This is a genomic window from Streptomyces sp. NPDC087844 (genome assembly GCF_044742785.1).
Lineage (GTDB): Bacteria > Actinomycetota > Actinomycetes > Streptomycetales > Streptomycetaceae > Streptomyces.
This window is the reverse complement of the sequence record NZ_JBIUVD010000005.1, coordinates 134,506-152,215: the sequence shown is the minus strand read 5'-3', so window position 1 is coordinate 152,215 and position 17,710 is coordinate 134,506. Positions and strand designations below refer to the sequence as shown.

The window sequence follows — 17,710 nt, the reverse complement described above, 5'->3', positions numbered from 1 at the left end:
ATAACGACGACGAGTTCATGCCTTCGTCGTGCGGCATTCTGCCCACCAGCTTTCTGGCTCACGGCGCCCCACGGGGTGCGGAGGCGTCGTCCGACTGGTGTACCGATGGGGAACACCTGGACGCACGGCGATAATTGATCAGTGGACCAGAACCTGTCAACGGTCACCGGGCGGGTGGAACCCAACGCCCGAAAACATACCCATGCGACCGGTTTTTCGGGAAGTGAGGGCGTTCTGAGATGCAAAGATCACCCCGTTTGGGGCGGTGTTCGGGGCGTGCGCCACGAGCCGGACGAGAAGTCGGCAACCGTCCCCATGGGCAAGAAACGTCCGCCGCTCATAAACGGGCGAGAGGCATTCTTTAAGGAGACTTGACGGACCGTGAGCGCTTGCCTGTGCGATATCCGCTGCGGATTCGACGGCGTTTCCGCGCGGGGATGAGCGTGGTTTCAGCGCGGTTCGAGCGCGGGTCGGCCGTCGGTTCAGTGGCGGGCCGGGCCGGCGGACAGGTCCCGTACGCCCTCGCCGGAGCCGGTCTTCTCGCGGTAGTGGTGCGGGGCGGCACCCGTGACCCGACGGAACACCCGGCTGAAGTAGGCGCGGTCGCGGAACCCCACGGCCCGGGCGACGCTCTGCACGCTGTCGTCGCTCGACCGCAGGCGCTCCGCCGCCCGCCGGATCCGCAGCCGGGTCAGGTACTCCCACACCGTCAGGCCGTACCGCTGCTGGAAGAGCTTGCCGAGGTGGTCGGGGCTGACGCCGGCGGCCTGCGCGACCTGCCAGCGGGAGATCGGCCGCCGCCAGTGCTCGTAGAGGAAGACCAGGGCCTCGTCGAGGACGTCCCTGGTGCGCGGCGGCAACCGGGCGCCGTGGGCGGCCAGTGCGCGCACGAGCGCGGCGGCCTCCTGCGGCGCGAACACGTCCATGTCCAGCATGAGCAGCGCCGGATGCTGCCGGCCGCGCCGCGCGTCCGCCGCCGTCATGCCCTCGTGGTCGGCGATGACGACGGGACACAGGGCCCGGCCCGTCCCGTCGTGCAGCCGGTCCACCACGTCCAGCGCCTGGAGGTCGGGCAGCGCCCGCTCCAGCACCACCAGCCGTGGCGTCTCCTCCGCGACCAGCGCCAGCAACGCCGTCGCGTCGGTGGAGACCCGCGCAGGATGGTCCGGCAGCGCCGACTCGGCCAGCCGCCGCAACGCCTCCCGGGACTCCTGCGAGCCGCCCGCGACGATCACCGGCTCGGCGAATCCGTTGGGCCGCAGCGCGCGCAGGGCCTGCGGCAGATCGGTGCCGTCGGCGCCGAACAGGACGAACGGCGTGTGGCGCAGCGCCGGATGGTCGTGCAGCCGCTGTACCGCCCGCCACTCCTGGGGCCGGTCGGGCAGCGCGTCCCACACGACGGCTCCGGGCGTGCGCCGCGCCACCGACGGCATGGGATCGTGCGCGGTGTCGGGCCGGTACACCTCCAGACCGTGACGGGCGGCGTGCGCGCGGATGTCCGCGCCGAGTTCGCCGGGAGTGACGACGAGCAGCGGGGCGTCGCCGGCTGCGGCCAGATGTGCCTGTCCGTCGGGAGAGGGCAGGGCCAGTTCCAGGACGTACTGGGCCCGGTCCGTCGCGTCGGAGACGGTCAGCGCCCCGCCGTGCATCATGGCCAGCCGCCGGGCCGTGGTCACCCCGACGTCCAGGAGCCGGCCGGGCTCGGTGATCGACGTACGGGCGTCCGGGACGTCGACCGTGATCCGCACGCCTGCCGGGCCGAGGGCGGCCGCCACCCGGGGCGGTATGTCCTTCGCGCGGCCCGCCGCCGAGATCAGCACGTTGAGCAGGATCTGTTGGAACCGCGTCTCGTCCACCCACACCGAGGGCAGCCGTTCGGGCAGGTCGAGCCGCCATGCGGGGCCGGCGGGCAGCGCGGAGGCCGCCGTCGCGCACGCCCGCGCGAGTACGGGCAACGGGTCCACGAGTCGCCGGGTCAGGAGGAGATCGCCCGCCTCCGACCGCGCCAGGTCCAGGAGGTTCTCCATGAGGTGCAGCACGCGCGCGGCGTCCCGCCGGACCTCCATGAGGGCCGCCGCGGGGTCACCGGACCGGTGCAGCATGGCCTCCACCGGAGTACGCAACTCGTCGCTGACATGCGTCAGCAGCCGCGTCTGGAACCTGCTCGCCTGCTCCGCGGCGTCCCGGGCGCGCCGCACCTCGTCGAAGAGCCCGATGCCCTTCAGCGCGGCACTGATCTGGTCGCCCAGTTCCCGGTACAGGGCTCCGTCGGCCCCGTCGTGGTACGCCGCTCGGGCGGAGGTGGCTTCGAACACGGCCACGCCCAGGTGCTCCTCGCCGATGTGCAGAGGTTCGAGGACCAGCGTGAAGCGGTCCTGGCCGGGCAGCAGGGAGTCGGGAAGCAGCAGGGCCGGCGAGAACGCGGGGCTGCCGAGGGGGCCGGCGGGGCCGGGTTCACGGCCCGCGTCCGCACGGGCGAGCAGGGGGCGCGCCATACCCAGAGCCGCCGGCCCTGAGGCGTCGGCGTCGCGCTCGTACAGGACGATCCGGCAGTGCGGGACGCCCGACTGGCCCAGATGGCGCCCCAGTACGTCCGAGAGTCCCTCCAGGTCCACGACCGTGGTCAGTGCGGTCCCGAACTCCCTCAGCCTGCGCGCGCGTTGGGTCCCCGACCAGCGCTCGTACTCAAGAAGGGCACGCGATCGCTCCGCCACGACGAGCCTTGCCTGTCCGAACAGGACCTCACCGGCCCGGCGCAACGGGTCCGGCAGCGTGTCGACGACACCGCGACGGGCGCTCTCCAACGCCTGGTGCCATCGGTCGACTTCGGCCTGTGTCCCCGCGTTGCTGCGCAACAGCCGCTCGACGAGAGGGAGGAAACCCCCGGGCCGGACATCACGGTGCACCGCGCCGTGGCCGGCCCCTGGCCCGCGGCTGTCGCTGTCGCTGCCGCCCCCGCCACCGGTGCTCACCGGCGTGTACGGATCGCCGTCGGCGCGCGCGAGTTCGGCGCGGAAGGCCGCGGCCAGGCGGGAACCGCCGGACGGCAGTACGCCGTCCACCGCGTCCCATCCCGCGGGGCGCCGCTCGGCGGCCGGTGCCGGGGCGACGAGCGGGGGCTGGTACGAGGTCGGGTAGGGGCAGCCGCAGGAGCGGCGCGGCACCAGCGTGGCCGGGATGGTGGTGCGGTCCGGCGGGCGGGTGCCGCGCAGCCGGGCGACGAGGGTGTCCACGGCGAGCGCGCCCAGCTCCTCGAAGGGCAGCGCAACGGAGGTCAGGGGCGGGTCGCCGAGACGGGCTTCGGGGGAGTCGTTGAAGCCGACCACGGCCACGTCCTCCGGTACCCGTATGCCGCGTTCGGTGAGATGGCGCAGGGCCCCGGCGGCGAGGACGTCGCTGCAGGCGAGCACCACGTCGAAGTCGACACCGGGTGTCAGCCCGCGGGCCTCCAGCAGTACCTGCATCGCCGAGGCACCGGCCGCCGCGGCGAAGTCGACGGCCGCGCCCACGTGTTCGTTGCGGATGCCGTGGTGGCGCAGCGCGTCGACACACGCGCGGTAACGCTCCTCGGAGACCGGGTTGGCGAGCGGCCCGTGGATGCAGGCCGGCCTTCTGCGGCCGTGCTGGACGAGGTGCCCGACCAGCTTGCGCATGCCCGCGTGCGAGTCGATCGACAGCACGTCGGTCTGGTCGCTGAGCGGTTGATTGAGACTGATCAGCGGCAGATGGGAGAGCCGGCGCAGCAGGCGGCGGGCTCTGGGCCCGGCCGAGGGCAGCCCCAGGGTCGAACTCCAGCAGACGACGCCGTCGAGCCGGGCGGGGCCGGCGAGTTCGTACAACTCGCTGCGGGCCACGTCCCCGTGCCGGAGGTTCCCGCCGGGGAAGCAGATCAGGTTGACGTCGTTGCGTTCGGCGGCGGCGCGGGCCCCGGACCAGAGGGTCGCCCCCACCCCCAGATGGATGTTGGCGGTGAGCAGCCCGACCGTCAGAGGCCGGTTCGCCCCGGGCGACGTACCGCCCACGGCGTACGGACCGGTGTACGGATCGCTGTACGGACCCTGGTCCATCGGCGTCCCCTCGCTCGGCTCCGCCGTCGGCGCACTGTGGGCCCGCCGGGTCCAGGGCAACGTAGGGGAGGCGGAAGCGCGGGGCAAGACCGGTGACGCGTCGGTCACCGGTCCTGCCCCGCGCTGTGCGGTGCTGTGCTGTGGTTCTGGTGTGGTGTGGAAGCCGGGATCAGATCTTGCCGACGCCCGCACCGGCGGTCACGGTCGCCTTGACGGTGGAGGCCGACTGGGCGGTGTAGCTGTACGGGATCGACGCCACGGAACCACCGGCCTGGCCGGAGCCGGAGTTCACCGAGTGGTTGTTCTTGGCCACGAGCGAGCCCGCGGACGAGTCGCCCTCACCGAGGTGGTAGGGGTCGTCGGTGTTCTCGAAGTAGTTGCCTTCCACGAGGACGCCCGCGTTCTCGGTGGACGCCACACCGTAGGAGCCGACGTTGCTGAAGTAGTTGTTCAGCACGTGCACCGGGTTGCCGAAGCGGACGCGCGGGTTGCGCTGGTTGGTGCCGTCGAACCAGTTGTGGTCGTAGGTCACCTTCAGCTTGCCCGTGTCCTCACTGGAGTTGTCGTCCGAGTGACCGAGCAGCATGTTCTTGTCCTGGCCGTGGGTGCGGTTCCAGGACACCGTGATGTTCGTCGAGGCCCGCTTGATGTCGACGGCTCCGTCGTACGCGCCGGAGATGTCGTTGTGGTCGATGTGGACCTTCGTCGAGTACTGGACGTTGATGGCGTCGTCGTTGGACCCGGAGAACGTGAGGTTCTGGATGATCACGTTGCTCACGCTCGCGATGTTCAGCCCGCTGCCGGTGATCTTGCCCGCGGTGCCGACGCCGACGACCGTCTTGTTCGACGCGACCTTCGTCATCTCCGTCAGCGCGATGGTGCCGTTGACGCGGACGGTCTGGGTCGTGCTGCTCTGCACTGCGGTCTTGAAGGCGGCGGCGGTGGTGACGGTCACCGTGCTTCCGCCGGCACCACCGGTGGTGCCGGCTCCGAAGCCGATGGGCGCGGCGGCGGCGACCGCCGGCTCCAGCTGGGAGGAGGTGGAACTGCTCGCCGTGTTGGCTCCGATGACAGCCAGTGCGACGGCACTCGCGGCTGCGGCTCCGGTCAGGGTGAACCGTGCGCTCGTCCTGCGCATGTGGATCTCCGTCCGTGGGGTTTTGGAGAAGTGACGTGCCAGTGCGGGTGCTGCGCCGGGGCCGCGCGGTCGGCTCGCTGTGAGACTAGAGCGACGGATGTGGACAATGACGTGCCGTGTGTGGACTATTGCGTCCCGCTCACGCTTGCTGCCTGAGCCTGCCGGAGGGCACTCAGCCGCAGGGCGCACTGCCGCATGCGCGGGCGATCGTCGGAGAACCATCCCTGCCATGGCTCGTCCAGCCGGTGCCAGACAGCCGGCTGATCTCCTTCGGCCGCCAACCGCGTGCGCCGGTCGACGACTGCCACGTAGGAGATGCCCGCGGTGGCCGGCCAGTCGGGGTGATATGACCGCACCGTGGCGGACGCGGGCATGGCATGCGGTTCCGCCTGTACTCCGGTCTCCTCGAACAGTTCCCGACGAGCGGCTTCCCGCGGTGTCTCCCCTGGGTCCACCTTGCCGCCCGGCGGCACCCAACCGCGCCAACGGTGCCGTACCAGCAGCACATGGGTCAGAGCGCGGTTGAACACCCACACCTCGGCCGCGAGCGGACCGCCCAGGGCCGCCTCGGGGCGGCGCAGCCACTCCAACACACCGTCGCGGGCGTCCGGAGCCAGCCGCGCATCGCACACGGCAGCCGCGAGGACCCGCGCCTCGATAGGTTGTCCTGTCACCCACCGGACAGTACGGCGGGCCACTGACATTCATGGCGCTGCGGGCGTGCAACCGGCATCGGGACCGGCACCGGGACCGGCACAGTGACCGGCACCGGTCACTGTCGGTGAAACTGCCGCACACCCCCGGGAGCGTCGAAGTGCTGCTGGAGCGCTGTCGAAGCGTTCGCATCCCGGCCGCGCCGCTGTGGTGTCAGGGGCGGCAGCGGGGGAACTCGTCGCAGATGAGTGGCTCAGGAGGCGCAGCATGAGCAAGATCCGCGCGGCCGATGTGCGTGAGTGGCGCAATCGCGATGTCGTCGACCTCAAGGGGCACAGGATCGGCGTGCTCGAATCGATCTATGTGAACACCGCTACCGACGAGTCAGCCATGGCCACGGTCCGTATCGGGTTGCCCACTCGTCAGCGGCTGGCTTTCGTCCCGCTCGACGACGCGGTTCTCGGACCCGACTATGTGCGGGTTGCCTACGCCAAGGCTCTGGTGAAGAAAGCACCCTCGGTGGGCATGGACGACATTCTCCCCGCCGAGGAAGAAGAAGCGATCTTCCGGTACTACGACATGGCCTACCAGACGGGCGCGAACGGAGAGAGGCAACTCGCGCGTCGTTGACTCCCTACTCACTCCGAAGGTTCTGGTATGGCTCTCTTCCTGTTTCTCGTCCTGGTCGCCGTCGTACTCGGAATCATCGGGGTGGCCGCGGAGGGACTGGGCTACCTGCTGGCGATCGGCATCGCGGTCCTCGTGGCGGCCCTGGCCCTCACGGCTGTGCGCTGGTCCCGGCGCTCCAGCAACCGCCCCATCCGCTGACGCGCCCGGCGAGGGTGTCCGGCGCGGGAACCGGCGTGGCCGGGCGGCCCTGGCGGGCGACCGATCGAAGCCCGCCCTGGCAGAACTCGGTGAGTCTGCCAGGGCGGGCTTCGATCGGTGCGCATTCACCGGTGCGCATTCACGCGTGGTCAGGCGGTGGCCGCCAGGAGCGGTGGGTCAGCGGGTCGAGGTGACCCGGTGCTCCCTGAGAGCGGCACAGTTGGAGCCGGTCACCTGTACGTACACGTTGTTGATGTGGCCGCCCCAGTCGACGCAGTGGCCCTTGCCGTACACGTACGCCGGTCCCGCGTACGACGTGTACCGGCCGTAGTCCGAGTCGCCCTCTTCGGTGTCCGGGATGTAGACCCAGGTGGACATGTCCATGGCCGTGCCCGGGTTCTTCCGGATGGTCGCGACGCAGTTCTTGCCGTTCGAGGCGTTGTACGTGAGGTACACGGTGCCCAGCGAGCCGACGGGAGCCGAGTTCACGGTCTTGTAGGCGCTCCCGCAGACCTTCTGCGGCGTGGTGTTGGGTGCGGCGGAGGCGGGTGCGGCCAGGGCGACCGTGGTCCCCACGGACAGGGCGCCCAATGCGACGACAGACAGGACAGAACGGTGGAATCCCATATTTCCCCCTTGTGATCTTTGCGGTCTGTTGCTCCTGCCTGGTGTGACACGCGAGGTATGGGAAGGGTTGTGCCTCGCTCGCAAAAGATGTGCGGGACGAGCGGCGCCGGCAGCCGGTAGGGGGCGGGGAGGTGCCCTCCGGGAGGGTCACGAAGCTTCTACGCCTGGACATCAAGAACTCTGCTCGCCGACGTGGGGCGCGGTAGGGTCCGGCCGCGTCCACGCGGCTACCAAGGCATTGCGAACGCCGCCGTCATATCGGGGCAGGCCGAATTCCGGCCGGTCCGGATCGATCACCGCCAACCGCCCGGAACGATCCCGCACTGCTCCATACGTTGACCACGGTCGGGGTTCGAGGATTGCGCAGGAGGGGAAGCGCGGCCTCCGTGACGCGGCACGATCCCGACCGCGTTGGTGTGAAGGCTCGCAGGGCCGTGGGCCCGTCGAGGACCCAGTCCCCGACGACGCCCGCGTTGTGCACCAGGACGTCGAGCCGGCCCTCGGCCGAGTCGATCGTCGCCGGCGCGCGGCTCACCGACGCGTCGTCGGTCACGTCCAGCTGCACGAATCGCGCGCCGAGCTCGGCGGCGGCCTTCTCGCCCCGCTCGACGTCACGCGCGCCGAGATTCGTCGATCGAAGTCACCGCTGACGCGCCGCGCTCTCAGCACGTACATGGACGGCGGTGCCAGTCGGCCGAGGGTGCCACGGGGCGGCCGGCGAGGGTGACGCGGCCCCAGATCTGGTTGAGGCCGCCGTCGACGTACAGGCTCGAACCGGTGACGAAGCCGCTCTGCTCGGAGCCCGCTTCGTCACCACCTTCGGCTACGGCATCGCCGTACAGGCCGCGAGCGGTGTCGGCCGAGACGGACTCCAGGAGATGGCCGACGCGGCCCTGCGCAACCGGCCACCCCTCTGATGATCCACGGGCGTTCCTGCATGCCGCCCGCGGGCCCGGGGCCGGGGAATTCCCTGTCCGCCTGGGTGCCGATCCCGCGCGCGTCGATCCCTCACCGCCGGTGGGGCCCCGTTGTCAGTGGCGGGTGGAAAGCTGAATGTCGTGAATGGCGACGAGCAGCTGCTGCGCGGCCGGATATACGGCCACGACCACGACGACCCCGATCCGGGCCCACGCCCGGGCCGCTCCTATGCCGCCCTGGTCGGCGGCCCCTTGGACGGACTGCTCCTGGACGTCACCGACTGGACGCCGGATCAGATCGCCGAGGGCGCCGCCCTGTCCACCGAGCTCGGCCGGTTCGGCGCCGGCGGCCGCGCTCTGTACGACCCGCGCCCGTCAGACCCGTCCCGCTTCGACTGGTCCGGCGACAGTCCTTGAACGCCGGACGGGCTGAAAGGTCTGGGGGCGCGGGGAACCGCGCCCCCAGACCCTGCCGAACAGACAGGCCGGGGACCGCTCATGAGCCGTGAGCCGCCATCGAGGGCGGCGACAACCTCGCCGCCCCGTTGGCGTACGGCCGGACGCACTGCTCGCCCGAGACCCGGCAGCGGCTGTCCCGGCGCTGCGGCACCACCGGGTTCTGTGTGCTGCGGGGCCGTGCCGAGGCGGCGCCACGTGTTCTCACGACTTGTACACGGGAGCGGCAACGGCCGCTGTGGTCCACCCCCGCAGTCGGTATCGCCAACGCCGACCTTCTCGACCTGCTCGCGGTCGTCGGCACGCAGGAGGTGGTGGGGCCGACTCGTTGAGCGCGTCCCGGGCCGTGGGGAACGACGGCGTGCGCGAACGTCATCGGGGCATCGCGTCCTCGGCCGCGCCGGGGGGTGCGGGGACCGGCGGGAAGCCCTCGGTCCCGGCAGCGGCCCCTGCCCCGGCCCCCGCCCCGACCCAGGCCTCGGCTCCCACCGTGGCGGAGCGCGAGTCCGGGACGCCGGGGGCGCGGGCACTGCGACGGTCGAGCCACAGCACCACCGCGGTGAAGACGACGATCACCGTGATGTCGAGGGCCGCCAGTTGCCAGGGCAGGTCGGCCGCGGTCTCGTCGGAGTCGAGGCCGCCGACGAAGGCCGCGGCCAGCGCGAACGACATCAGGTTGTTCACCGCGTGCAGCGCGATGGCCGCTTCGAGGCCGCCTGTACGCACCGTCAGCCATCCGGCGAGAACACCGAAGACGACAAGGTCCGCGAACCCTTCCGGCGTGCCCCAGCCGTGGGCGGCCGCGAAGAGCACCGCCTGCGGCAGCACGGCGATCCACGGCGAACGGAAGAGACCGCCCACCGCCTGCAGGAGCCAGCCCCGGAACGCGTACTCCTCGGCGGCCGCCTGGAGCGGCACCAGCACCATGAGCATGGCGAGCGAGGGCAGATACCGGTCCAGGCCGACCCAGACCTCGCCGCTCGTGCCCGCCGTCTCACCACCGGCCGGTACGAGCATCATGGCGCCCATTCCCGCCGCCACGACGGGCAGCGCGACCAGCACGTACCGCCCCAGCCGGCGCTTGCGCAGCCGCCCCTGGACGGAGGAGACGGTCCCCGCAGGGCGGCCCCCCACCCATCGCACCGCCAGCAGCACCACAGGAATGGCCAGGGCCAGGTACGTGAGGTCCAGAGCGGTGTTCAGCGTGGGGCCGAAGTCGATGGCCTCATCGGAATCCTCGGGGTATCCATGGGCGCTGCCCACCCCGTAGGCCACGCCATACACCACCATGAACAGCAGGAGCCACATGCCGACCACCGTCACGGTCCCGGCCGGCGGGCGCCACCAGCGGTGCCTCCCGGTCACATGGGCCATGCGGTGATAGGCGAGGGGGGCGCCGGGCTTCAGAACTCCGTCCCCGAAGGGAGGAGTTGTCGAAAAGGTCATGGCACAAGTCTCCCGTCCGCACGCCGCCGTCGCGTCGGCCCGAGGCAGGAACGGGGACTCTGTCCGGCTGTCCTCCGTGACCGCTGTCGTCCGTGGATGTACGCCCGCAGGCCGATGACCGTGGCACACGGGCACCTCTATGCTCGCGCCATGCCAGCGCATCCAGGTCGACCGCCGTTGCTCAAGCGCCCGTCGCCAGGCCACTGGACGGCGGCCGTCTGGGGCGGGGCCATGGGTTTCGCGTGCGCCGACGAGTTCTTCGTTCTGCCGGGCGAGCACGTCCGCGACGACCAGGTCGTCCCCGGCTTCGATCTGACGTATGTGAGCGGCCCGGTCCTGCTGGGTGCCGCCGTCCTCGTGCTGACCGCGTGCCGGCTCCCGCGCGGTCGCCCGCTCGTGGCCTACGCCCTGCTGCTGCTCGGCTCGGTCCTCGGGGCGGGACTGCTCGGCCAGGCCGCCGAGTTCCCGCTGGTGCAGTTCCTGGCGCCGGACGTCGCCCTGTACTTCGTCGCAGCCACCGCGACGCGGCGCACCTCGGCGTGCGCGGCGGGCATGGCACTCACCGTACTGATGATCCCGTTGACGGTACGGCTGTCCAGGGGCGGCAGCATCGACACCGCGGCGCAGCTGGCCGTAGCCCTCACGGTGCTCGTCGCCTGGCTCCTCGGCAACTCCGCCCGCCAGTCCCGGCTCCATGCCGAGCAGTCCAGGGCGCAGGCCGCCGTCCAGGCCACCACCGACGAACGCCTGCGCATAGCGCGCGAGTTGCACGACATCGTCGCGCACACCATCGGCATCGTCGCCCTTCAGGCGGGTGCCGCCCGCCGAGTCATCGACACGCAGCCGGCCCGGGCCAGGGAGGCCCTCGGTGAGGTGGAGAAGGCGAGCCGGGAGGCACTGTCCGGACTGCGCAGGATGCTCGGCGCGCTGCGTCAGGCGGACACCGCGGGTGCCGCGCCGCACGAAGCACCGAGTTTGTCGGACGTCGACGGGCTGGCCGCGGCCACCACGTCGGCGGGGGTGCGGGTCGTCGTGCAGTGGCACGGTCGGCGGCGGCCACTGCCGCCGGACATCGACCTGTCGGCGTACCGCATCGTCCAGGAGTCGGTCACCAACGTGGTCAGACACGCAGGCGCCCGCTCGTGCCTGGTGCGGGTCGACCACCGGGACGCCGAGTTGACTCTGGAGATCACCGACACCGGCCGTGGACCGGGCGGCGGCGGATCCCGCGCCGGCCACGGCCTCGTGGGCATGCGCGAGCGAGTCGCCCTGCTGCGGGGGGAGTTCAGCGCGGGGGCGCGCCCGGAAGGCGGCTTCCGGGTGGTGGCCCGACTGCCGCTGCCGCAGCAGACGCCCCACGAGAAGTTGACGCCGGTCGCGTCGTGACCAGTTGTACGACCGTCGGTGTGGTGCGGGCCTCGCGGCGTTGTCAGTGGTGGTCACCAGGCTGCTGGACATGGCTTACCGCTGGGCGCGACCGCATACATGTCCAGGGGATTCCCGTGATCCTCTCTCCCCCGACCCACTGATCACCCGATTACGGTCGTCCGCCGGGCCATGGCCTGTGAGGGGTGGCGGCGCGTGCCCTTGCCGGCAGGCCCCGGCGTGGGGGAGGTCGTAGTGGCGCGCAGGCCGGTCGAGGGCGAAGTGTACGTGCACTACGGCCAGATCCATGTCGAGAGCGACCCGCGGAGTTTCGGCCCGGGGCCGGCGGAGGCGTTCGCGGGTCAGACGTCAGGGTTGTGCGGAGCCGCGATCCCAGGTGCGCTGTGGCTGACGACCGGCCTGCACACGGGCTCGGTCGGCTTCACCGTCGAAGTGCACGATGACGAGGAAACCGGCCCGCCCGCGAACACGCGGCCGTGCCCAGGCGCCGGACGTGTCGTGGGGTTGTGGGTCCGCACCGCGGGCTCCCGGGCTCCGAGCAGGAGCCGACTGTCGAGGCCGGCCGGAGCCGCATCGCCGACTACGCGGCTCCGGCCTTCGTCCTCCAGGCGCGCCCAGACAGGCAACTCCCGCCATCTCGCACCGCCGGGAGGGCGCCGCGCGCGGGTCCGATCCGGGGGGAGATCCTCGGTCCCTCACGCCTTCCGGCCGTTGCCGCGCACCCGCGCGTCAGCGGCCGGCCGCAACCAGCCTCCCACCGTGGGCGCGACATGTCCGCACACCGAACCGGCGCGTTCGCCCGCTGAGCGCTCACCACGGCTTTCCCGAGAAAAATCTGCCCGTGGACACCGGCCTCGGCATCAGTTCATCGCATCATCGGCGCACCGAATGGCCCGGCGACGGGCCCTCGGAGCCGACGCGGCGTGACAGCTTGTCGGGTGGGCTCCGTCGGGCCGGTCAGGCGACTCGGCGGGTCGCACACGTCTATCGGTCACCGCTGTCCGGTGCGGAGACCGCGTCGGCGAGCACCAGCAGGTCGCCGTCGGCCGCTGTTTCGGCGACGCTGTGTCCGAGCCGCAGCAGCAGCCCTGACACGGCGACCTTCACGATCACTCTTATGCTGTCGTCGCTCGAAGCGCAGCCGCCTCGCTCACGAGCCAGCGAGGCGAATTCGTCCGAGGCCGTCCAGCTGACCAGGGCGCCGGCCGACACCTCGGTCACCCGCAGTCCCGGGACACCGAGCTCCGCGTCGCCCAGTACTTGGAAGCCGGCCTGAACCAGGGCAAATCTCACTTGTGCGACGAGCTTCGCAGGTACATATGGCACGGGAGCCGAGTGCCCGCGAAGACGGGGATCATGCCTCCGTGTACGGCGCCGAATCGGCAGGCCGTCGAAAGCCGCCCGACGAGCTGCCGGATACGACGCCTACCGCGTCGCCGCCGATGCCGAGCAGGTCAGCGCATACGCCGTCCGTTCGAAGTCAGCACTGCTGCTCGTACCGGAGGTTGGCGTACCGCCGTGCGGCGATGTCCTGGCGGGTGCCCACGATCAGATTCAAGGTGTAGACGTCGTAGTCGATCGCCTGCCCTGCCATCTGCGCAAGGAGTACGAGGTCGCCCTCGTCCGGCGCCATGTCCCACGAGTGGGAGAATCCACCGATCTGCACGCAGACGCCTGGGCGGGTCCCACCGGAGGCCGCATCGAGGACGGCCTCCTCGAAACGGTCCAGCGCGTCATCGTCTCCGCCGTCGTCCAGGAAGGCGCGGGTGGCCGGGGCCTCCCGCCGGTCCTCGCCGAGGGTGAGCCCTGCCAGGGGGTACAGGGTCTGTGGTTCATGGACCTTCACCCGCAGGGGCTCACCGTCGAACTCGTACGTCGCGGCGCGCTCGGTGGTGGGTGTTCCGGCAGGAACGTGCAGCACCACGGACGACTCCGGCGGGTACTCGATCTCGGTGAAGAGCAACAGGTGGCCGTCGGCGGGCAGTTCGATGTCCAGGGCCCCGTGGGGCAGGGCCCCGCAGTCGACACTCAGCACCAGCGGCTCCTTCCCCTCGGGCCATTCCACCCCGTCCGGCAATGAGGGGAGTCCGCCTGTTCGCGCGGCCGGCCGGGCGTCCTCCTGCTGGGACCGCGGAAGTTGCCCGTACGGCACCAGATAGACACATGGCCGGGATCCGGTCGTCAACTCCTGTGCGACGGGGCCGGGAATGCCGTACTCGGCGGCTGTCTCCCGGACGAACCGCTCGTCGATCGATGTCATGCCCGCGATCGTGCCAGCAGCCACTGACAAGCCGTACGGCAGCCACCCGGGAGCGGGTCCGCCGCACCGTCCCGTCGACGCCCGCGCAGCCGGGAACGGGGTCCGGCGGCCGTGCGCCCGCCTCCTCGGCCCGTTGTCCGGCCTCCGGCCGAGCGGACACGTCCGCCCCGGGCCCACCACGGACGCGGACGAAAGCGGCAACGGCGCCCCGTACACGGCGGGACGGTCAGTGGCGTCGGCGTGAGAGCCAGGCGGCGGCCAGGGCGCCGGAGATGTTGTGCCAGACGGAGAAGACGGCGGCGGGCAGCGCGGCCAGCGGGCTGAAGTGGGCGGTGGCCAGAGAAGCCGCCAGCCCCGAGTTCTGCATGCCGACCTCGAAGGCCATGGCGCGGCTCGCCGGCTCGCCCAGCCCGGTGAGCCGTCCCGCGCCGTATCCGAGTGCCAGCCCGAGACCGTTGTGGAGCACGACGGCGACGAACACCAGCAGCGCCGCCGACTTGATGACGTCGGCGCTGCCCGCCACCACCACGGTCACGATCACACCGATGGTCACGGCGGACAGCCAGGGCAGCACCGGCAGGGCCCGTTGCACATAGCGGCTCGCCAGCAGCCGGACGGCGAGCCCCGCGAGGACCGGCAGCAGCACGGTCTTGAGGATGTCGACGACCATCGAGCCGGCGTCGACGGGCAGGTACTCGCCCGCCAGCAGCAGCGTCAGGGGCGGAGTGACCAGCGGGGCCACAAGGGTGGAGACGGTGGCCACCGAGACGGACAGGGCCACGTCACCGCGCGCCAGGTACGTCACCACGTTGGAGGCGGTGCCGCTGGGGGCACAGCCGACGAGGATGACGCCCGCCGCGAGCTGCGGCGGGAGCTGCAGCAGGTGGGCGATGGCCCAGCCGAGCCCCGGCATGATGACGTAGTGCGCGACGAGCCCGAGGGCCACCGCCCAGGGCCGTCTGGCGACACCGCGGAAGTCCTGCGGGGTCATCGTGACGCCCATGCAGAACATCACCACGCCCAGCAGGTACGGCACCGACTCGCCCCAGCCGGCGAAACTGCCCGGGAGCAGCAGCCCGGTGGCGCCCGCGGCGAGGACGAGGACGGGGAAGAGGGTGACGGCGCGGCGCGCGGAGCGGTCGCCTGCGGTGTCGTTGTCGGTCGCGTGCTGTTCGGGTCGTTCGGTACTCACCGTGAGAGACAACGCCTGGTCAGGGCCTTGTCGCAAGCCTGTCTCGCGATGTGATCAGCGGGCCCGGTCACCCTCCCGCGGGAAGTCCGGCAGGAGGGCGACCGGGTGTGTCAGCCGTGGTACGTGATGTAGCCGTTGCCGTCGCGGTCGTCCGCGCGCTTGGTGTAGGAGTGGACGTCCGCCCTGGAGCCGCTGGGCTTGTACAGGTAGATGGTGTCCTTGTCGTTGTTCCAGATGAAGTTGCAGTTCTGGCGGTACACGACATTGCCGGCGTCGGAGTCGGTGGCACGTCCGCCGCGCAGCTTCACGTAGTCACCGGGCTCCAGCTTGTGGCCGGCCGTGAAAGTGAACTTGTTCCCGGTGGCGTCCTTGACGACGTACCCCTTGAGGTTGACCGTCGCGGTGCGGGAGTAGTTCTTGATGGTCAGGTACTCGTTCTTCGTGTTCCCCCCGGAACAGCGGTTGGAGTCGGTCCCGGGTGCGTCGTACTGGACGCCCTTGACCTTCAGCGCGGACGAGTACTCGGCCGCCTGGGCGGTGCCGGTCGAGAGTGCGGCAAAGGTGCCGAGTGTGACAACTGCGGTCAGCGCAGAGCGTATGCGCATGAGTGGACCCCCCTCAGTGGTGCGGATGAAGCTGTTGGAGCATACCTAATGTGAAGTTAAAGCGTTCATTGTGTGCGAAATGTGGAGACGGATGTTTCGACTGCCTTGCGCGGGAGGGGGATCGGGAGGGGGGAGAGCCGGGTGCGGGTGACGGTCAGCCGGGCAGGGGCTGCCACCGGTCTTCCTGTGTCCCTTCGACGCTGCTGCGCCACACCAGCGCCCCACCGATCAGGCCAGGCTCGTCCCGGGCGGCCAGGGTCGGGGATTCAAGCATGTCGGCGGCTTCTTCGAGGTAGGTGACCAGCGTGTCGAGCACTTCGTCGGGTGCGTCGTCGTAGCGCGACCAGGAGCCCAGGTAGCCGGTCGCGGCGTCCAGGTACAGGCCGCTGGTGCCGTCGGCGGGGCCCAGGGCGATCACCGGAATCCGGGTCGCCGTCCACGCGGTGATGTCCTCGTCCTCGGGGTGACGGGCGTTGTGGATGTCCATGTTGACCTGGGTGTCCGTTTTGAGGTGGTATGCGGCAGCCGCGGCGTCCAGGTTCATCAGAGCCATGTTGCGCGGCAGGCATCCCCGGCCGTCGGCCCCGTCGTCGCCCGCGGTCAGCATCCACAGGACGCGCAGCTCCACGGGTATCGGGACGCCGAGATCCTCTTCCAGGGCGGCGATCGCCGCGGGGCCGGCGCCCGCGCGGAGGGCGGCGTACGAATCGGGCGCGTTGCGCTTCAGCCAGCTGGTGATGCGTCGCCAGGCGTCGGCGACCTCCCGTACGGTGACCGCGGCGACCTCAAGATCGACAGGCCGGCCTTCCTCCCGCCCTTCGTCCCGCGGTCGTGCCTGCCCTTGTTCGGAGACGTTCGTGAAGGGCTCGGTGGAAGGGACCGCTCTGAGGAACCGGATCTCGATCCGGTCCGGCTCTCGGATGTAGCTCACGGACAGGTCGGGGCAGTCGTCGAACATGTCGCCGTCGACCGTCACCGTCAGGATGCCGGGCAACCCCGAGGGCCGGCCCATGTCGGGGTCGTCGGCCAACTGCCCCGCCAGGGCCTTGAGCGCGTAAGGAGCGTCTGCCCCGAGCCGGGCGGCGGTGTCGCGTACGTCCGGCTGTATGTCGACCTTCACTGCGGGATGCTCCTTGCCGGTCGGGTGGCGGCCACTGTCCTCATGTGCGGGTCGAGTCAATCCCCTGGGCCCTCACGGCGTGACCGGTTCGGAGCGGAAAGTGTTGCCGACATCCTAGGGAGGGACGTCAACGGCCTTCCTCGTAAGGACTTTTGCCAGCGGTTCCCGCGGTCGAACCGGACGGGCGGAGTGGTGTGACGGCGTACCGGATCCACCATCCGGTCATGGAGAGGACCCCGACGCCGATGAGGGCGACGCCCGCGCCCTTCGCCGCGTCGGACAGCACCCCTTCGATCGTGACGCCGAGCGGCGGCCCGGTGGTCGTCGACTGCGTGCCCGCGAGCCACCAGGCGTGGGCGACCGCGCCGACGACCGTGAGCAGGGTGACTGCGAGGACGACGAAACCGCGCGTCGCGATACCGGGACCGGTACGGCCCTTGCCGGTGAGGAGGCGGGCCCGCCTGCGCCACACGTACACCGCGGTGACGGCCAGGCCGCCGATCGTGCTCGCGTGTTGCAGCGCTCGCGCCCAGGTGAGGCTGCCCACGAGTGGGGAGGTGAGCCAGGGCGCATGGGTGACGAAGAAGCCGTCGTGGTGGGTGAAGGCGTCCCAGGCCAGGTGTGTGGCGATGCCGATCAAAGCGGACAGGACGATCCACCCGGCTCGGCGTGCCCGCGTGCCGGCTGTCCGGGGCGGCGGTGGAGGGCCGGATATCGGCAGCAGGGATGCCGACGGGCGATGGCCGGCGCGGAGCAGGGCCCAGAGTGCGAGGGCGTACGGCAGGGAGACGGTGACAGCGCCGAGGGCGGTGTGCGAGGTCGTGGCGTTGACGAAGGGTTCGTACCAGGACCGCGCGCTGACGGGCAGGCCCGTGGTGCCCACGAAGTAGGGCATGTCCGGGGCGACGGCGCCGGCGACCAGCGCGGCCCGGCCGAAGGGCCGTCGCATCAGCGGCAGTACGGCCGCGGGGTGGGACAGGGTGAACGGCATGAGCGTCCTCTCGCGCAGACTCG

At 71.0% G+C, this 17,710-nt stretch carries 17 protein-coding genes and 1 pseudogene; 6 read left to right on the top strand and 12 right to left on the bottom strand.

Annotated features, from left to right (window positions below):
* Positions 1-482: 482 nt before the first annotated feature.
* From ACIOKD_RS12615 to ACIOKD_RS12605, 3 genes are all read right to left on the bottom strand, one after another.
* Positions 483-4,067 (bottom strand): substrate-binding domain-containing protein, encoded by a 3,585-nt coding sequence (locus ACIOKD_RS12615; protein WP_402082008.1) that lies wholly within the window; start codon positions 4,065-4,067, stop codon positions 483-485.
* Positions 4,068-4,236: 169 nt separating this feature from the next.
* Positions 4,237-5,205 (bottom strand): polysaccharide lyase family 1 protein, encoded by a 969-nt coding sequence (locus ACIOKD_RS12610; RefSeq protein WP_402082006.1) that lies wholly within the window; start codon positions 5,203-5,205, stop codon positions 4,237-4,239.
* Positions 5,206-5,330: 125 nt separating this feature from the next.
* Positions 5,331-5,879, bottom strand: coding sequence for an NUDIX domain-containing protein (locus tag ACIOKD_RS12605; RefSeq protein WP_402082004.1), 549 nt, complete (start codon positions 5,877-5,879; stop codon positions 5,331-5,333).
* Between the two features lie 247 nt (positions 5,880-6,126).
* Between ACIOKD_RS12605 and ACIOKD_RS12600 the strand changes: the two genes are divergently transcribed.
* Together ACIOKD_RS12600 and ACIOKD_RS12595 are read left to right on the top strand one after the other, a co-directional pair.
* Positions 6,127-6,489, top strand: a complete 363-nt coding sequence (locus tag ACIOKD_RS12600; protein ID WP_402082002.1) for a PRC-barrel domain-containing protein — start codon at positions 6,127-6,129, stop codon at positions 6,487-6,489.
* A 27-nt stretch (positions 6,490-6,516) separates the two neighbouring features.
* The gene (locus ACIOKD_RS12595) at positions 6,517-6,687 is read left to right on the top strand and encodes a hypothetical protein (protein ID WP_402082000.1); all 171 of its coding nucleotides are present in this window, start codon (positions 6,517-6,519) and stop codon (positions 6,685-6,687) included.
* A 177-nt stretch (positions 6,688-6,864) separates the two neighbouring features.
* Here ACIOKD_RS12595 and ACIOKD_RS12590 read toward each other — a convergent pair whose 3' ends face one another.
* Both ACIOKD_RS12590 and ACIOKD_RS12585 read right to left on the bottom strand, forming a co-directional pair.
* Positions 6,865-7,314: a spore-associated protein gene (locus tag ACIOKD_RS12590; RefSeq protein WP_402081998.1), complete on the bottom strand. Its 450-nt coding sequence runs from the start codon at positions 7,312-7,314 to the stop codon at positions 6,865-6,867.
* A 253-nt stretch (positions 7,315-7,567) separates the two neighbouring features.
* Positions 7,568-7,885, bottom strand: a pseudogene (locus ACIOKD_RS12585) (SDR family NAD(P)-dependent oxidoreductase); the annotation flags it as partial.
* Positions 7,886-7,997: 112 nt separating this feature from the next.
* On the opposite strand from ACIOKD_RS12585, the gene ACIOKD_RS12580 reads away from it, so the two are divergent.
* The 3 genes from ACIOKD_RS12580 to ACIOKD_RS12570 all read left to right on the top strand — a co-directional run bounded on the left by ACIOKD_RS12580 (position 7,998) and on the right by ACIOKD_RS12570 (position 9,019).
* Positions 7,998-8,231, top strand: a complete 234-nt coding sequence (locus ACIOKD_RS12580) for a hypothetical protein (protein WP_402081996.1) — start codon at positions 7,998-8,000, stop codon at positions 8,229-8,231.
* 141 nt (positions 8,232-8,372) lie between these two features.
* The gene (locus ACIOKD_RS12575) at positions 8,373-8,648 is read left to right on the top strand and encodes a hypothetical protein (protein ID WP_402081994.1); all 276 of its coding nucleotides are present in this window, start codon (positions 8,373-8,375) and stop codon (positions 8,646-8,648) included.
* Positions 8,649-8,776: 128 nt separating this feature from the next.
* The gene (locus ACIOKD_RS12570; RefSeq protein WP_402081992.1) at positions 8,777-9,019 is read left to right on the top strand and encodes a hypothetical protein; all 243 of its coding nucleotides are present in this window, start codon (positions 8,777-8,779) and stop codon (positions 9,017-9,019) included.
* Positions 9,020-9,059: 40 nt separating this feature from the next.
* On the opposite strand, the gene ACIOKD_RS12565 is transcribed toward ACIOKD_RS12570, so the two are convergent.
* Complete coding sequence (locus ACIOKD_RS12565; RefSeq protein WP_402081990.1) at positions 9,060-10,133, bottom strand: lysostaphin resistance A-like protein; 1,074 nt, start codon at positions 10,131-10,133, stop codon at positions 9,060-9,062.
* Between the two features lie 150 nt (positions 10,134-10,283).
* On the opposite strand from ACIOKD_RS12565, the gene ACIOKD_RS12560 reads away from it, so the two are divergent.
* Positions 10,284-11,519, top strand: coding sequence for a sensor histidine kinase (locus ACIOKD_RS12560; protein ID WP_402081988.1), 1,236 nt, complete (start codon positions 10,284-10,286; stop codon positions 11,517-11,519).
* A gap of 984 nt (positions 11,520-12,503) precedes the next feature.
* Here ACIOKD_RS12560 and ACIOKD_RS12555 read toward each other — a convergent pair.
* The 6 genes from ACIOKD_RS12555 to ACIOKD_RS12530 all read right to left on the bottom strand — a co-directional run bounded on the left by ACIOKD_RS12555 (position 12,504) and on the right by ACIOKD_RS12530 (position 17,687).
* A complete protein-coding gene (locus tag ACIOKD_RS12555; protein WP_402081986.1) occupies positions 12,504-12,812 on the bottom strand; it encodes a hypothetical protein in 309 nt (102 codons plus the stop codon).
* Positions 12,813-12,999: 187 nt separating this feature from the next.
* A complete protein-coding gene (locus tag ACIOKD_RS12550) occupies positions 13,000-13,779 on the bottom strand; it encodes a DUF1963 domain-containing protein (RefSeq protein WP_402081984.1) in 780 nt (259 codons plus the stop codon).
* Positions 13,780-14,005: 226 nt separating this feature from the next.
* Entirely contained in the window at positions 14,006-14,971 is a 966-nt protein-coding gene (locus tag ACIOKD_RS12545; protein WP_402081982.1) for a bile acid:sodium symporter family protein, read from the bottom strand.
* A gap of 110 nt (positions 14,972-15,081) precedes the next feature.
* Positions 15,082-15,576: a lamin tail domain-containing protein gene (locus ACIOKD_RS12540; protein WP_402081980.1), complete on the bottom strand. Its 495-nt coding sequence runs from the start codon at positions 15,574-15,576 to the stop codon at positions 15,082-15,084.
* Between the two features lie 154 nt (positions 15,577-15,730).
* On the bottom strand, positions 15,731-16,696 hold the full coding sequence (locus ACIOKD_RS12535; RefSeq protein WP_402081978.1) for a hypothetical protein: 966 nt from the start codon (positions 16,694-16,696) through the stop codon (positions 15,731-15,733).
* A gap of 127 nt (positions 16,697-16,823) precedes the next feature.
* Entirely contained in the window at positions 16,824-17,687 is an 864-nt protein-coding gene (locus ACIOKD_RS12530) for a DUF4184 family protein (protein WP_402081976.1), read from the bottom strand.
* Positions 17,688-17,710: the final 23 nt, after the last annotated feature.

Excerpts from the sequence above, each read along its gene's own strand:
- ACIOKD_RS12610 (WP_402082006.1), bottom strand. The coding sequence starts at position 5,205 with ATGCGCAGGACGAGCGCACGGTTCACCCTGACCGGAGCCGCAGCCGCG.
- ACIOKD_RS12540 (WP_402081980.1), bottom strand. The coding sequence starts at position 15,576 with ATGCGCATACGCTCTGCGCTGACCGCAGTTGTCACACTCGGCACCTTT.
- ACIOKD_RS12530 (WP_402081976.1), bottom strand. The coding sequence starts at position 17,687 with ATGCCGTTCACCCTGTCCCACCCCGCGGCCGTACTGCCGCTGATGCGA.
- ACIOKD_RS12550 (WP_402081984.1), bottom strand. The coding sequence starts at position 13,779 with ATGACATCGATCGACGAGCGGTTCGTCCGGGAGACAGCCGCCGAGTAC.
- ACIOKD_RS12615 (WP_402082008.1), bottom strand. The coding sequence starts at position 4,067 with ATGGACCAGGGTCCGTACAGCGATCCGTACACCGGTCCGTACGCCGTG.
- ACIOKD_RS12595 (WP_402082000.1), top strand. The coding sequence starts at position 6,517 with ATGGCTCTCTTCCTGTTTCTCGTCCTGGTCGCCGTCGTACTCGGAATC.
- ACIOKD_RS12600 (WP_402082002.1), top strand. The coding sequence starts at position 6,127 with ATGAGCAAGATCCGCGCGGCCGATGTGCGTGAGTGGCGCAATCGCGAT.
- ACIOKD_RS12565 (WP_402081990.1), bottom strand. The coding sequence starts at position 10,133 with ATGACCTTTTCGACAACTCCTCCCTTCGGGGACGGAGTTCTGAAGCCC.
- ACIOKD_RS12590 (WP_402081998.1), bottom strand. The coding sequence starts at position 7,314 with ATGGGATTCCACCGTTCTGTCCTGTCTGTCGTCGCATTGGGCGCCCTG.
- ACIOKD_RS12560 (WP_402081988.1), top strand. The coding sequence starts at position 10,284 with ATGCCAGCGCATCCAGGTCGACCGCCGTTGCTCAAGCGCCCGTCGCCA.